At 56.4% G+C, this 14,806-nt stretch carries 12 protein-coding genes; all 12 read right to left on the bottom strand.

Features of this window, described 5'->3' with window-relative positions:
• Complete coding sequence (gene miaA / locus DW178_RS00795; protein WP_286168428.1) at positions 1 to 948, bottom strand: tRNA (adenosine(37)-N6)-dimethylallyltransferase MiaA; 948 nt, start codon at positions 946 to 948, stop codon at positions 1 to 3.
• A gap of 22 nt (positions 949 to 970) precedes the next feature.
• Positions 971 to 2,326: a tRNA (N6-isopentenyl adenosine(37)-C2)-methylthiotransferase MiaB gene (gene miaB / locus DW178_RS00790; RefSeq protein WP_118349241.1), complete on the bottom strand. Its 1,356-nt coding sequence runs from the start codon at positions 2,324 to 2,326 to the stop codon at positions 971 to 973.
• A 51-nt stretch (positions 2,327 to 2,377) separates the two neighbouring features.
• Positions 2,378 to 2,707, bottom strand: a complete 330-nt coding sequence (locus DW178_RS00785) for a stage V sporulation protein S (protein WP_118349240.1) — start codon at positions 2,705 to 2,707, stop codon at positions 2,378 to 2,380.
• 108 nt (positions 2,708 to 2,815) lie between these two features.
• Entirely contained in the window at positions 2,816 to 3,925 is a 1,110-nt protein-coding gene (locus tag DW178_RS00780) for an ATP-binding protein (protein WP_118349239.1), read from the bottom strand.
• 15 nt (positions 3,926 to 3,940) lie between these two features.
• Positions 3,941 to 5,494 carry a ribonuclease Y gene (gene rny, locus DW178_RS00775; RefSeq protein WP_042434182.1) on the bottom strand — a complete coding sequence of 518 codons (1,554 nt, stop codon included), beginning with the start codon at positions 5,492 to 5,494 and terminating at the stop codon, positions 3,941 to 3,943.
• 266 nt (positions 5,495 to 5,760) lie between these two features.
• A complete protein-coding gene (locus tag DW178_RS00770; protein WP_118349238.1) occupies positions 5,761 to 6,507 on the bottom strand; it encodes a regulatory protein RecX in 747 nt (248 codons plus the stop codon).
• Between the two features lie 2 nt (positions 6,508 to 6,509).
• A complete protein-coding gene (recA, locus tag DW178_RS00765) occupies positions 6,510 to 7,568 on the bottom strand; it encodes a recombinase RecA (protein WP_114620798.1) in 1,059 nt (352 codons plus the stop codon).
• 255 nt (positions 7,569 to 7,823) lie between these two features.
• The gene (pgsA, locus tag DW178_RS00760) at positions 7,824 to 9,047 is read right to left on the bottom strand and encodes a CDP-diacylglycerol--glycerol-3-phosphate 3-phosphatidyltransferase (RefSeq protein WP_118349237.1); all 1,224 of its coding nucleotides are present in this window, start codon (positions 9,045 to 9,047) and stop codon (positions 7,824 to 7,826) included.
• A 3-nt stretch (positions 9,048 to 9,050) separates the two neighbouring features.
• Positions 9,051 to 10,397 (bottom strand): 30S ribosomal protein S12 methylthiotransferase RimO, encoded by a 1,347-nt coding sequence (rimO, locus tag DW178_RS00755; RefSeq protein ID WP_118349236.1) that lies wholly within the window; start codon positions 10,395 to 10,397, stop codon positions 9,051 to 9,053.
• An 8-nt stretch (positions 10,398 to 10,405) separates the two neighbouring features.
• The gene (locus DW178_RS00750; RefSeq protein ID WP_042434170.1) at positions 10,406 to 10,903 is read right to left on the bottom strand and encodes a YajQ family cyclic di-GMP-binding protein; all 498 of its coding nucleotides are present in this window, start codon (positions 10,901 to 10,903) and stop codon (positions 10,406 to 10,408) included.
• Between the two features lie 16 nt (positions 10,904 to 10,919).
• On the bottom strand, positions 10,920 to 12,284 hold the full coding sequence (locus DW178_RS00745) for a helix-turn-helix domain-containing protein (protein WP_118349235.1): 1,365 nt from the start codon (positions 12,282 to 12,284) through the stop codon (positions 10,920 to 10,922).
• Positions 12,285 to 12,293: 9 nt separating this feature from the next.
• The gene (locus DW178_RS00740) at positions 12,294 to 14,774 is read right to left on the bottom strand and encodes an FtsK/SpoIIIE family DNA translocase (protein ID WP_118349234.1); all 2,481 of its coding nucleotides are present in this window, start codon (positions 14,772 to 14,774) and stop codon (positions 12,294 to 12,296) included.
• Positions 14,775 to 14,806: the final 32 nt, after the last annotated feature.

Below are 14,806 nucleotides of genomic sequence, written 5' to 3'. Positions count from 1 at the left end.
TTACAGTGTATCAATCAAGGATATTGCTTCATCTGCAAGTGCATCGGTATCCCCCGAATCTGCGCAAAGCCAATGAATCCGCGAGTCTTTTCTAAACCACGTGCGCTGACGTTTGGCGTATCGGCAAGTTGACACCTTTATGGATTCGATTGCCTCTTCCATGCTGGTGCGGCCATCAAGTGCAGCGACGATCTCTTTGTACCCGATCGCCTGTGGCGCAGTGATTCCATCACGGAAGCCGGATGCAAGCAAAGTCTCCACTTCTTGGATAAGGCCATTGGCTACCATGGAGTCAACACGTGCTCGGATGCGTGCGCGTAAAACATCGGGGTCTACCGCTAAACCGATGAACATTGCGGGGACCCATTGCGGTAAGGATTGGAGCCGTTGTTTTTGAATCGCGTAGCTATCTCCCGTTTCTAGCAGCTCGAAAGCACGAACCACTCGTTTGATATCTGCTGGAGGTATTAACTGCGCACTCTCTGGGTCACGTTGGTGCAGTTCACTCCACAACCGTTCGGGGCCATATTCTGCGGCGAATGCATTCCAGTGATTTCGGACCGGATTATCGATTTGCTCGCCATCGGGGAACTCATAGGCATCGATGGCTGCGCGTACGTAAAAGCCGGTACCGCCAGCTAGAATGCTGCGCTTGTCCTTAGATTCGATTTCCACGAAGCTTTCCCGCGCATACGCTTGAAACAATGCCGCGGAGAACGGCTCGCCAGGATCGACCAAATCGAAGCCATAATGAGGTACCAGTCGTTCGCTTTCGGGAAGTTTGCCTGTTCCGATATCCATGCCGCGGTACACCTGCATGGAGTCGGCGCTTACCACTTCCCCGTCCAAACGCGTTGCGATGAGTTGCGCGACATCGGTTTTCCCCGATGCGGTAGGGCCTACCACGCAAATCACGGGCTGCGAGAGGGCTGCCGCCGCCGCATTCACGGTTGCAGCAGCCTTTGAGGCGTTATTCAACGATATCGCCGGCCAAATACCAGGTTTTTGCTTCGTTGATTCGAACGTTGACGATGCTTCCAGCCAGTTGTTCGGGTGTTTTGCCGACAGGAACCGGCGCATGTACCGTTTGGTTCTTCGGGCTTTTACCCGCAATAAGCAATTCGTCACGCTTCGATGAGCCCTCCACCAAAACCGGGATGGTTGCTCCCAGGTCAAGCTGGTTTTTCTCGAAAGCATGAGCCTGAACGATATCGACCAGGCGATCGAACCGTTTCTGAATCACCTCATGAGGGGTGTTATCCTCCATGCTCGCAGCAGGAGTCCCCTCTCGCTTGGAGTAAATAAAGGTGAATACCTGGTGATATCCGATCTCATCGACCAGACGAGCCGTGTCCATGAAGTCTTTTTCGGTTTCGCCTGGGAATCCTACAATAATGTCGGTGGACAAGGCGATATCCGGGCAAGCATCGCGCAATTTGCTGACAAGCTGTCGATAATGCGCCGAGGTATAGCGACGGTTCATCAGCTGCAAAATACGATCCGAGCCGGATTGCGCCGGGAGATGCAGTGCCGGCATAAGCGAACGCAGCGAGCCGAACTGCGCGATAACCTCGTCGGATAGATCTTTAGGATGGCTGGTGGCGAAGCGCAGGCGCTCGACACCCGTTTCGTCCAGAGCTTTGAGAATTTGAGCGAAACGAGGGCTGCCATACAGGTCGCGACCATAAGAGTTGACGTTTTGACCGAGCAGCGTGATCTCCTTCACGCCGGCTGCCACATAACGTTCCGCTTCGGCGACGATGTCTTCGATTGGGCGCGATTTCTCCCGACCGCGCACGTAAGGAACGATGCAATACGTGCAGAAGTTATTGCATCCAATGGTAATAGGTAGCCACGCAGCCCACGAATGCTCACGACTTGTCGGAAGTTCAGTCGGGAAGGAGGAAGAAGCATCGAGCACCTCAACCTGATGACCGCCCTCTTCTATAACAGCTTGAAGTAGATGCGGTAGAGATGCCAGATTGTGCGTGCCGAAGACCACATCAAGATGAGGGAGCTTTTTCGTCAGCTCATCGCCATCGCGCTGGCCGATGCATCCACCTACCGCAACGATCCTCTTGCTCAGCGGGGACCCGCTTCTCACGGGGATGTTCTTCAACGATGCAACCTGACCGTACAAGCGAGTATCAGCCGCTTCGCGCACGCAGCACGTCATGTAAATCAGGATATCGGCTTCCTCCACGGTGTCGACCATAAGGCCGCCGAGGCCTTCGAGCATGCCCGCAATACGTTCGGAGTCATGCTTGTTCATCTGGCATCCGAAGGTGCGGACGCAAAAAGTCATATTCATGAATGGAGTATGCATAAGGATACAGTTCCGATCGAATCGAGAATAGCAACGCTATGTGAAATGAAATTACTCGCCAAGAGCGGAATCGGCGATTGGCGTGCCGTGCGTATATCGAGGCTCCACGGCAAAGCGAATGGCCGTCCGGTATTCGCCATCGATCACGATGTCGGCAAATGAAGGAATGCAGGCGATTTCGATGCCGACTGGCGACAAGAATCCTCGAGAGATGGCAATCGCCTTCACGGCTTGATTCACGGCACCGGCGCCGACAGCTTGGATCTCAACGCCAACACCGTCTTTCACCATGCCGGCAATGGCGCCTGCCACTGATGCGGGGGAAGATTTTGAGGAAACTTTCAGGCACCCTGATTCCGGGGCTTGTTGTTCGGCATCCATGCATTCACCTTTTCGTGTTCCGTTTGACGTGTGTTTCGGCGTAATTAAATGCAAGCTAAATTGTAGCTATAACGAAATCTATCCGCAACATGATGTGGAAGGCCTGCGCTAAGACTGCATGAGCACAGGTATGGTAATGCGAATGGCGTCCTTGCTCACCCTGATGCGAGGCTCGATGTTCGCGTCGAGATAATACGCATCGGCCAGTTCTGCGTATGCTTGTGAAATCTGGCGAGCGAAACGAGCGGCATCTTCGTCTGCAAGCTTCAATCCTTTTGCATGTCGGGACGTAGCGTTGGCGGTCTTTCCTTGGGATTCGGCCCCTTCCTTTTCGAGCGCGTGGGTCGTTTGCAATCCATCGATTTTGATTTTTGCCAGCAATGGGGATAAGGGAGCGATTTGCCCATCGAGGATACGACGCGCAGAACGTTCGGACATTAACAGCCCAAAAGATTCGGCGGTTTGATGAAAAGCTGACAGACTCGAACATGCCGACAAGCGTTTACATATCGGCAATCGGGAATCGTTTTCACCGGAAAGCCTGTCTTCCGCGGAAAGCTTGCCAAGCCCAAAAGCATACAACGTGGCCGCGATATCCGTTGAAGATCCGATGAACACATTGACTGCGGCCCGAGATTCAATGGCAAATTCACACGCAGTTCGTAGGATATTCTTTGGACCACGCACCGCTACCGTTCCCGCTTCGTTGAGCTCAAACGTCGGAAAGCTGGATTGGTCGGTTTTCTCTGGGAGTTTATTAAGATCCGTTTGAATGACGAATGCCGACCCGAGGCCCGAATCCGATGCCGAAATAGTTGCAGATTCGGCGTTTACCGCGATGGAATACAAAGCCATGCCGCGGCCGTGAACGCCCCACTTGTCCATGTGCATTGAATCAAGTTTTGAGGTGACGCGCGGTTCGAACACCGTTCGCTGTAGATGCTTCGGAACGCCGTCTCCGTCGTCGATCATGACGATTCGCCTGGTTGACCCTTCGCGAGTACAAGATACGAAAATGTTCGACGCGTGAGCATCGCGAGCATTTCGAAGCATTTCGATGATGATGTCCTCAGAAGATCGGATGTCCTGCGCCGCTTGTCGACGCTCCGCTTCCGAGCTGCGTAAACGAACGAAGCCACCTCCGAGATCGGTTTCGACTCGAAGGTGGCCTTCTCCGCAAACGTCTTCGATAAACGAGGCAAAGTTGCCGTCGCCCATAGTTGACGCCTTTCGTTATTTTGCGATACCGATAGCTCGGCTTTCGCGGATGACAACGACTTTCACCTGGCCGGGATACTGCATCTCGTCTTCAATGCGCTTCGCGATATCATGAGCCAAAACGGTGGTCTGAGCCTCGTCGACCAGTTCAGGCTGCACCATGACGCGAACCTCGCGACCAGCCTGGATTGCGTAAGTACGCTCAACGCCCTTGTAGGAATTAGCGATTTCCTCAAGTTTTTCCAGACGCTTGATGTAGGCGTCCAGAGTTTCCTTACGAGCACCAGGACGTGCCGCGGAAACGGCATCGGCGGCTTGCACAAGCACGTCGAGGACGCTATTGGGCTCGACGTCGTTGTGATGTGCCTCGATTGCATGAACGATGGACGGCTTTTCGCCGAATCGACGGGCAAGATCGGCACCGATGACCGCATGGCTACCCTCGACTTCATGGTCAACGGCCTTCCCGAGGTCATGAAGCAGACCCGCACGCTTTGCCGGAACAGGGTCAAGACCAAGCTCGGACGCCATGACTCCGGACAGGTACGCAACTTCCAGCGAGTGGTTAAGCACGTTTTGGCCATACGAGGTTCGGTAGCGCAAACGCCCAAGCGTACGCACGAGCTCGGGATGCAGATCATGGATTCCGGTATCGAATGCAGCCTGATCGCCGGCCTCCTGCACGCGTTGGTTCACGAGCTTCTCGGCCTTGCCGAACATCTCTTCGATGCGGGCAGGATGGATACGGCCATCTGCGATGAGGTTTTCCATGGTCACGCGACCGATTTCGCGACGAACCGGATCGAAGCAGGAAATGGTGACGCATTCCGGCGTGTCATCGATGATGAGGTTGGTGCCGGTTAGCTGTTCGAAGGAGCGGATATTGCGACCTTCGCGACCGATGATGCGACCCTTCAGGTCATCGGAAGGGATATGGATTGCAGAAACCGTGGTTTCCGCCGTATGGTCCGCAGCAACGCGCTGGATGGCAAGGCTGAGAATGGAACGAGCTTTCTTGTCCGCCTCTGCCTTGGTGCGGGCCTCGGAATCTCGGATGATGGCAGCGGACTGATGCGCTACTTCATCTTTGAGCGTATCGAGCAGTTCGGTCTTTGCCTCGTCGGCGGTCATGCCCGCGACTTGCTGCAAACGAATACCGATTTGCTCTTCGGATTCATCGAGATCGCGCTGACGGCGGTCGAGCTGGCCTTGCATGGAAGAGATCTGATGCTCTCGGGAGTCCAGAGACTTTTCGCGCGTGTCAAGCGACTCAACGCGGCGATCAAGAGACTCTTCGCGCTGATTGACGCGCTGCTCTGCAGCGCGCACCTCCTTCAAGCGTTCCTTGTTCTCTGCCTGGGCCTCCTGACGAAGTCTCAATGCTTCGTCCTTGGCTTCGACTACCGCTTCGCGACGCAAAGTTTCCGCCTGGCGTTTTGCGTCTTCGACAACGGTATGAGCTTCGTCGGCAGCGCGCTGGGCCGTAGATTTGGCGACGAATTTATTGATGACGAAACCGGCGGCGATGCCGACGACGGCGCCAACGATAAGCCAAATGATGGATTCCATGCTTGTCCCCCTTTCGAGTTTGGACGGGTACTGTGGGTTTCATAGGTTCCATTGCATAAAAAATCCCGGCATAACCGGGCATGAGCGTACGTGCGCAACGACTGGACGTATACATTTGTTTATATATTCCAACAGTGCCGTATAAGGCACGATAGCTCAGGCTTGCTTTTCATGATAAAGGTTCTCTTTCAAATGGAAAAGGGCAAGTGAACAAAAAAGCCGGTTCTACAGGAGAAACCGGCTTTTTGATTTAAAGATATCGAGATTTAACAGGTTTCGAGGGTGGTGCAACCATGCTGCTCGGCGAATATTCGAGCAGCCGATGCCGCTACACTCGATTCATAGCCTTTCTGCACGAGCTTTCGATATGCGGCTTCACGAATTCGTTTGGCTTTCGGCGGTTTAGCGGCAAGCAGGCTCAACGCTCGGGCTAGCTCATCAGGACCTGAATCACGGAACAGCGCTTCCTGATATGCTGGCACGGTTTGGGGATCTATGTCCGCCTGTTCAAGCTCAAACGCAATGCCTCGAAGCCCCTTTCCCTGAGAAAGCCTGCTTCGAACCAAAACATCGGCGTAGCGCTCATCGCTCACAAGCCCGCAGTTGATTGCCCGCTGCACAGCCTCGGCAGCGATACGGTCGTCATAACCGCTTGACAGCAGCCGATTATACAGCAGGGCACTGGCATGTTCACGGATGCACAGCAATCGCTGGATCTTCGCAAATGCCGAATCTGCTTGATCGCGATCTGCATCTGATTGCTTCGACTGTTCGATGAATCGCCCATCGTTTTCAGAACTGCCAATAATCGGACACCCAGCAGGCCAAGACACTGACTTTTGCTGGATTTCGCTGATAGTATCTTCCCTACACTCCAGCTTGTCGGGACACAATGGGTTGCCTTCGCATTGACGGGGATGAGTACTAGACCGCCCATTCGTATCTGAACCTGTCTCGATGGCTTTGATTCGTGCGCGCAAATCCGCAATGCTTTGCGTCCTTGCATCATGCATGGCTATTTCTTGCCCTTAGGTTTTGCCACAGGATTGACGGCGTCGAAGTCTTCCTGCTCTTTCGTGATGATCGGAATGTCGAACGCTTCTCGAACCTTCGTTTCCAATTCCTCTCGCAGATCGGGGTTTTCTTTCAGAGTATGCTTTGCTGCTTCGCGTCCTTGTCCTAGGCGCTCTTCGCCGTACGTGTACCAAGCGCCAGATTTCTTAGCGACTCCAGCCTCAACCGCCATATCGACGATGCAACCCTCTCGCGAAATGCCCTCACCGTACATAAGATCGAACTCCGCTTGACGAAACGGCGGCGCAACCTTGTTCTTGACGACCTTGGCGCGAACACGGTTTCCAACGATCTCGCCATCGCGTTTGATGGAGTCGATGCGACGTACGTCGATTCGAACGCTGGAGAAGAACTTCAGAGCACGACCGCCGGTTGTGGTTTCGGGGTTGCCAAACATCACGCCGATTTTCTCGCGCAGCTGATTGATGAAGATGCACGTGGTATTTGATTTGGAAAGCGAGCCCGCAAGTTTTCGAAGCGCTTGGGACATGAGCCGTGCTTGCAGACCGACGGTGGTATCGCCGATTTCGCCCTCGATTTCGGCTCGGGGAACCAATGCCGCGACGGAGTCGATGACGACGCAATCAATTGCCCCCGATCGGACGAGCATATCGCAGATTTCAAGCGCTTGCTCTCCGAAGTCGGGCTGGGAGATGAGCACGTCATCGATATCCACGCCCAAACGGGCTGCATAGACCGGGTCGAGCGCATGTTCCGCGTCGATGAACGCCACGACACCGCCGAGCGCTTGCGCCTCGGCAAGGATTTGCAGCGCCAGCGTGGTTTTGCCGCTGGACTCAGGTCCGTACACCTCGATGATTCGACCCCTCGGAACGCCGCCGATCCCCAGCGCTGCATCAAGTGGCAATGCGCCGGTGGGTATAGCGCCGATGTTCAGGTCATGGCCGCCATCACCGTATTTCATGATGGAGCCTTTGCCGAACTTAGATTCGATTTGGTCGGTTGTGACCTTGAGCATCTTGGTTTTTTCTTCGTTCATGCGCTGGTTACCCTTCCTTTGCGCTGCTTTGCAACGCTATTGATTATACGAACGCTTGTTTCATAGTCAAGTACCAAATACAAACATCGGTACGACTTATCACCATCATAGCTCTAGCTTTTTGCGCAACCCTTGCCCGAAATACCGAACAGGTTCACCTGAACCTTGCACGGTTGTCTGGTGAACCTGTTCGATTGTTAACTGTTATCGACGCTTCCGTGGCTGGCTTGCGCCGTTGCGCGGAAGGGACTAAGCCTAGCTTTCTGCCTGCTGTTGCCCGCACACCGCCGCATCGACCATACGCAGGGCCTCAAAGGTGGTTTGCATGCGAACCTGGTTGCGATCCCCCTCGAAATGTTTCCGTTGAGCCGTGATGCCGGTATCGCTTGCGCAGGCCAAGCAGACGGTCCCGACAGGCTTTCCCGGCTCCGCCCCGGACGGACCCGCAATGCCGGTGACGGCAACGGCTACGTTGCAGGTCAGGGCCTTGCACGCGCCCTGCGCCATATGGCGAGCAACTTGCGTGCTAACCACGCCGAATTCGTTGATGATCGACTCAGGCACATCAAGGACATCGGATTTCACTCCGGTTGCGTAACTGGTGATCCCGCCTCGCACAACGGCGGAGCTTCCGGAAACCGAAGTCAACGCAGCGCTGATCATACCGCCAGTAAGGCTTTCGGCGGTGCCGATGGTGATGTCCCGTTCGCTGGCATGCGAAATTACCTGAGCCGCAAGATGCTCGATATCTGCGGCTCGTACGCCCACGTTCGTCTCTTCGATGTTTTCGCTTTGCTCGCTTTCGGCCTTCTGCTTGCGCTTTGCTCGTTTGGAAGGCGCCAACCCGATAAGTTCGCGTGCCTTTGAAATGTAATCGAGCATCGACACGACCGTAAGCAACAAGGCGATCGCCATGACGATCCAGCTGATAACCCACATCACGTCCGAAAATGCCTCGACAAGCGTGCCCATCATGTAGCTGTCCTTAATGGTGAACAACACGATAGCGATCATCTGGAACACCGTCTTGAACTTGCCGTACCAGCTAGCGGAGATGACGGTGCCCTTGCTGGCTGCCACCATGCGCACACCCGAGACGATGAATTCACGCGCAACGATGATGAGCGCGACCCAGCTGGGAAGCGATCCGAGCTCGATTAACGCCAAGAGGGCCGCCATGACCAGGATTTTGTCGGCAAGCGGATCCATGAACTTGCCGAAGTCGGTGACTTCGCCGCGGCTTCGCGCCAAATAGCCATCAAGCCAGTCCGTGCAAGATATCAGCACGAAGATGGCGGCAGCGATGAGGCTTTTGGAGTGTTCTGCCAAATCAGGCAGATGAAACCACTGCGGCCAAGGGCTCAAGAGCACGACGACGAATACGGGGACCAAGCATATGCGGATAAGCGTGACGATGTTAGCCGGCGTCCATAATTTTGCAGCAACTTGCGGCGCGGCTTCCACTTGCAGCTTGTGCATGGGCTATTCGCCTTCCATTTCGTACAGCAGCGTATCGGTTATGGTGACTTGGACGATATTGCCCGGTTCACCGTTGTCGACATAGGTTACGCCATCGACCTCAGGAGCTTGGCACATTGCGCGACCGAACAGCTGGCCGTCCTCTTCCCTGCCCTCGATGAGCACGTCCATGGTTTTCCCGACACGGGCGGCAACAAGCGGCGTGCAAACATCGTCCGCAAGGTCGCGCAACCGTTGCGCGCGATACGCCTTCTCGTCGTCGTCGACCCGGTCGGGCAGATCGTATGCGCGGGTTCCCTCTTCGCGCGAGTACGCGAAAACGCCGATGTAATCGAAAAAACCCTCTTCGACGAAATCGCAAAGCTCGTCGAAATCTTCTTCCGTTTCCCCGGGAAAGCCCGCGATAAGCGTTGTGCGCAGCGTTACCTCGGGGACGATGCGGCGAATGCGCTCCACCAGCGACTCGTACTCCTCGCGCGAACCCTTGCGATGCATGGCCTTCAGGATGCTCGGCTGAACATGCTGAAGGGGGATATCGAAATAGGAGCAGATGTTGCCATGCTCGGCGACGGTATGCAACAACTCGTCGGTAATCCCCTCGGGCTGGATGTACATGACGCGGAACCAGGAATCGGCGAATTCATCCGCAAGCGTTCCCACAAGCCACGCAAGGCTTGTGGGATTCTCGAAATCCTGACCCCATCGCCCTGTGTCCTGGGCTATGAGAACGATTTCCTTTACGCCTTCTGAAACGCGATTGGCCACATCCGCACGAACGGTTTCGTAGTCGAAACTGTGATACCTGCCTCGAATGTATGGAATGGTGCAGTAGGAGCAGAAGCGATCGCATCCATCCGAGATCTTCACATAGGCCGAAACGGCGCGCGAGCCGTTGATGGCGACCGCACCCTCGGGCACGGCTCCGAGCATGGCTGCTTTCATGTGCTCAAGGCGCGCCTGATCGATGCCAAGCGCTTGTGCGATGACCTGAACGATATCGTCTTCCTTGCTGCACGGCACGAATGCGGAAGCTTCGGAAAGCTCGGATTCCAAACCCTGTCCGTAACGGGCGGGCATGCAGCCGGCGACGATCAGCGCAGCGCCAGCAGCCACATTGGGCATACCGGCAACTTCGAAGATGGTCTCAAGGCTTTCCTCGGTAGCGCTTTGGATAAACGAGCAGGTGTTCACCACCACGGCATCGGCAGCCTCTGGGTCTTGTTCGATCGCGAAGCCGCAACGGGTAAGCTGCGATTGCATGCGCTGGGTATCTACCTCGTTTTTCGCGCAGCCCATGGTGACGAACGCGACGCGAGGGCTCTCGATTTCAAACACGTTTTCGGTTTCCACGGAAATCCTTAGCGGTAGTTGACGTACTGGAGCGGCTGGCCGTAATCCTGGCCCTTCAAGAAAGCGATAACCTCTTGAAGCGCGTCACGGGAGGCGGAGGAAACACGCAGCTTATCGCCTTCGATGGTGACCTTCACCTTAAGTTTTTGCGCCTTGATATCCTTGTTGATCTTGCCGGCCGTTTCCTTGTCGATGCCTTCGACGATGGTTGCAGTCTGACGCACGCTCTGACCGGTTGCCGCTTGGGGGTCGCCCCATTTGACGGCGGCCAGATCGATGCCTCGCTTGATGAGCTTGCTGCCCATGATATCGATGACCTGGCGTGCAACGAAATCGGCGGGAGCCGCCACTGTGATGGTCTTCTTCTGCTTGTCGAGCGACAGCTCGGCGCCGGAGCCTTTCAGGTCGTAGCGCTGCGTCAGCTCTTTCTTCGCTTGCTGATATGCATTGTCGATTTCCTGCATGTCGACGGTGGACACTACATCGAAGCTAGATTCCTTGGCCATGATGTTCGCCTTTCCACTAATAAGATGAATACGTTGATGACGAGTTTTGGGTTCCCGTCGTGCTAGACCCGGTACCGCTCGTCGTGGTCGAACCGGTGCCCGTCGATGTCGTCGAGGAACCGACGGACGAACCCGTGCCGGTAACCGACTGCGACGAGATACCGCTTGATGTTGAATTCGAACTCGATGAGGTAGACCCGGTGCTGCCCGACGAGGTGCTGGAGCTATCAAGCCCATCGACCTTCACATCAGGATGGTCTTTCGCCCATGAGGCAAGGTAATCCTTGAAGTTCACCGTGGCAGTGGGCATACCCGTGGTCGCATCGCTGGTGAAATCGACCTGTTTGCCGTCCATGGTCACGGTGAATCCGGAGGAAACCCAGGTTGCCAAGCTCCACGTGTCGGAGACGTCAACCGTTTCATCCACCGGCCCGGTGAGCATCTGCTCGGTCGCCTGCCCATCCTGCGTGATGACGACGTAAGCCTGTTGGCCCTTGGCCAGCTTATACTCCACCTTCACGCTCGTGGGCACGGTTGTCGTCGAGGATGCCTTGGATTCCGAATCGTTGCCGTTATCGCCGCTGTTGCTGTTGTTATTGGAATTGTCCTGGCTCACGCCGCTGCCATCCGCCGAAGTGTCGGTGACGCCGGTAATGGGGACCTTCGCCACATCCTGCGTGGAGGCCGCACCGCGGTTTCCGAATGCAAGCGCCACGATGATCACGAGCAGCAGCAAGATTATCACGATGACGGCTACATAAGGCAGCCTTGCCTGCATTCCTCGACCGGCATTGTTCTGCGAACCGGAATAGAAATTGGTGAACTGCGTGGTGACGGCGCCGCCGAAATGGTTGGAACGACGGCTTTCGCTCTCTGCACGTGCCGCACGCGAAGCAAGCGACTCGCGATATTCTCGTTGCGGCTGCTGCTCGCGACGCGACATACGCTGCGCGCCCTGGCGCTGACCTCGCTGGGTACGCTGCGAATGACGACCATCGCCGGAACGATCTTCGCTATAGCGCGATGAGCGCTGCGAACCTTGCCCACGACCATCATGACGCCCGTCGCCGCGCGAAACCGACCTACGACCGGAAACATGCGCCGGCGAATCCGATTCGCCGCGGGTGCGTCCAACCTGATAAGCGTATGCATCGTCGAGATACATACGCGTGATGTCGGCGGGGTTGAGCCCAACCAATTTCGCATAAGCGTTCACCATATTGCGTGTATAGCCGCGCGCAGGCAAACGGGAAAAATCATTGTTCTCGAGGGCGCGGAGGATGTCGGGGCGAATGCGCAGCCGACGAGCGGCCGACTGCACGTCGTAGCCCTTCCGCTCGCGCGCTTCGCGCAATACGGTGCCGAATGAAACCTGGCCCATGCCTTCTCCTTATTGATTGTCGCCGTCATGTTGCTCGAACGCTTTGAGCGTTTCAAGCTCCATGGCATCGACGAGCACTTCTCTGGGCTTGCTGCCGTTCGGAGGACCGACGACGCCCTTATCTTCCAACATATCCATTATACGCCCGGCGCGGGAGTATCCCACTTTGAGGCGACGCTGGATATTGGACGTGGAACCCAAACCGCTGGACACCACCAACTCGGCCGCCTCCCAGATGAGCGGATCATCGTCGGCGCACGTGCCGCCGCTGGCATCCGATGGGCATGATCCCAACGTGATTAGATTGGTGGATAAGATCTCGGAATGATACTCTGGCTCGCCCTGACTGCGCAACTTCTCCACAACCGCATTGATCTCATCTTCGGACACGTAGCAGCCCTGGATACGCATAGGCTTTGCATACTCCGGTTTGCTTAGGAGCAGGTCGCCGAGGCCGATGAGGTTTTCTGCGCCCGGTGTATCCAAGATGACGCGGCTGTCGATGCCGCTTGCCACGTTGAAGGCGATGCGGTTGGTGATGTTGGCCTTGATGAGGCCCGTGACCACGTTGGTCGAAGGACGCTGGGTGGCGACGATCAAGTGGATGCCGGCAGCGCGAGCCAGCTGGGCGATGCGGCTGATGGAGAACTCCACCTCCTTGCCGACGTTCATCATGAGGTCGGCAAGCTCGTCGATGATGATGACGATATAGGGCAGCTCATCGCCTAGCTCGTTTTCGGGCAGATTCCCCCCCGCTTCCTGCGCGGCTTTCGCTTCGGCCTGCGCCGCCTGCACCTTGGCATTGTACTGGCCGATGTTGCGCGCGCCCACCTTCGAGAACACCTTCAAGCGGCGTTCCATTTCCGCAACGCCCCAGCTCAAAGCGCTTGCTGCTTCCTTGGGCTCGGTGACAACGGGAACATATAGGTGCGGAATGCCGTTATAGGGCGTGAACTCGACGCGTTTGGGGTCGATCATGATGAAACGCACCTCGGACGGGGTTGCCCGCATAAGGATGGACATGATCATGGCGTTGATGGACACGGATTTGCCCGAACCGGTGGTGCCGCCGATAAGCAGATGGGGCATTTTCGCGAGGTCGGAAACGATGCAGTGGCCCTCGACGTCCTTGCCGATGGCGATCTGCAAAGGACCAGGGGCCGCATCCTTGATGACGTCGCCGAGCAATACCGTCTGGCGGGTTCGATTAGGCACCTCGATGCCGACGTAATTGGTACCGGGAATGGGCGCGAAGATACGCACGCCGGGCGCAGCGAGCGCCAGCGCGATATCGTCTTCAAGCGCGGTAACGCGGCTTACGCGCACACCTGCCGGAAGATCCACTTTGAACAAGGTGACCGTCGGACCTGCAACCCAGCCCACCACTTTGGCCATGATATTGAAGTCTTCAAGCGTTTCCTGCAGGCAAGCACCGGTTTCCTGCAGCTCCGAATCGGTTGCCAGATCCTTTTCGGGATCGGTGGACGTGGCAAGAAGATCGAACGGCGGAAGCTCGAAACCCTGCTCGGGGCGCGGGGTGGCAACCGGCGTAGCGGCTTTCGAGGGCTTTTTCGGCATAGTCGGAGCAGCAGCGCGCTCGATAGGCTTACGGCGGCCCAGTTTACGCGTGATGGTTTCAGGCGCCTTGCTTGCGTCTTCGCGGGAAGCGCCATCATCGGAAGATGCGACGGCGCTGCCATGTCGGCGATTCGAAGCCGAAGGCTGCTTGAGCATTTGGGTTTTAGCGGTTTCGAGCTCGGCGAGCTCGGGTTCATCGACGGCTTTCGCCTTCGGACGGGAAACCCTGGCGAATGCGGGTGCCGGTACCACGCCGTGCTCGCGCTCCTCGGCTTCTTCACGAGCTGCAGCTAGCGCGCGCAGCTTCTCCACGATGCTGGATACAGAGAAGCCGATGACGATCAACCCGGCAATCGCAAGGCCGAAAAGCACGATAGCCGATATCACCTTGCCGAACAACGTCAGGCCGCACCACGCGACGCCCGCACCGATATAGCCGCCGCGAGCGGAAAGCTGATCGGCCAAGAAAAGATTGTCCGTAGCATCAGGGGCAGCTTCAGGCGTGAACAGCGCCAACAGGGAAAGCACCGCGACGAACAGCATGGCCGAACCCACCGATGCGCGCAGGGGGATGCCTTCCTTATCGATGCGCACAAGGCAACTTGCCCCGATGGCCACCAAGAAAAACGGCAGGAGGTACGCGCCGATGCCCAAGCACAGATGCAACAGCTGGGACACGAACGAGGTGATGAGCGCATCGGAGGGAACGACAGCCGCAACGAACAGCACGATACCTAGCAGCGTCACGGCAACGCCGGTGATATCGCGCTTGGTGCGCTCATCGAAGATCTGCGGCTTAGCAGGCGCCGGGGCCGCCTGTTTGGCAGCACGCTTCTGCGCGGGGCTTGCGGCTTTGGATTTGCCGGCGGCCTTTTTAGATGAGGTTGATTTGTTCGAAGCAGTTCGGGCCACGCCCTCCCCTTTCGTGCTAACGCGTTTCTGCG

Source organism: Eggerthella sp. AM16-19, from assembly GCF_003474385.1.
Classification (GTDB): domain Bacteria; phylum Actinomycetota; class Coriobacteriia; order Coriobacteriales; family Eggerthellaceae; genus Senegalimassilia.
This window is presented reverse-complemented; position numbering and strand designations above follow the sequence as displayed.

Excerpts from the sequence above, each read along its gene's own strand:
- miaB (WP_118349241.1), bottom strand. The coding sequence starts at position 2,326 with ATGCATACTCCATTCATGAATATGACTTTTTGCGTCCGCACCTTCGGA.
- DW178_RS00745 (WP_118349235.1), bottom strand. The coding sequence starts at position 12,284 with ATGGGCCAGGTTTCATTCGGCACCGTATTGCGCGAAGCGCGCGAGCGG.
- DW178_RS00780 (WP_118349239.1), bottom strand. The coding sequence starts at position 3,925 with ATGGGCGACGGCAACTTTGCCTCGTTTATCGAAGACGTTTGCGGAGAA.
- DW178_RS00770 (WP_118349238.1), bottom strand. The coding sequence starts at position 6,507 with ATGCATGATGCAAGGACGCAAAGCATTGCGGATTTGCGCGCACGAATC.
- pgsA (WP_118349237.1), bottom strand. The coding sequence starts at position 9,047 with ATGCACAAGCTGCAAGTGGAAGCCGCGCCGCAAGTTGCTGCAAAATTA.
- DW178_RS00785 (WP_118349240.1), bottom strand. The coding sequence starts at position 2,707 with ATGGATGCCGAACAACAAGCCCCGGAATCAGGGTGCCTGAAAGTTTCC.
- rny (WP_042434182.1), bottom strand. The coding sequence starts at position 5,494 with ATGGAATCCATCATTTGGCTTATCGTTGGCGCCGTCGTCGGCATCGCC.
- DW178_RS00750 (WP_042434170.1), bottom strand. The coding sequence starts at position 10,903 with ATGGCCAAGGAATCTAGCTTCGATGTAGTGTCCACCGTCGACATGCAG.
- recA (WP_114620798.1), bottom strand. The coding sequence starts at position 7,568 with ATGAACGAAGAAAAAACCAAGATGCTCAAGGTCACAACCGACCAAATC.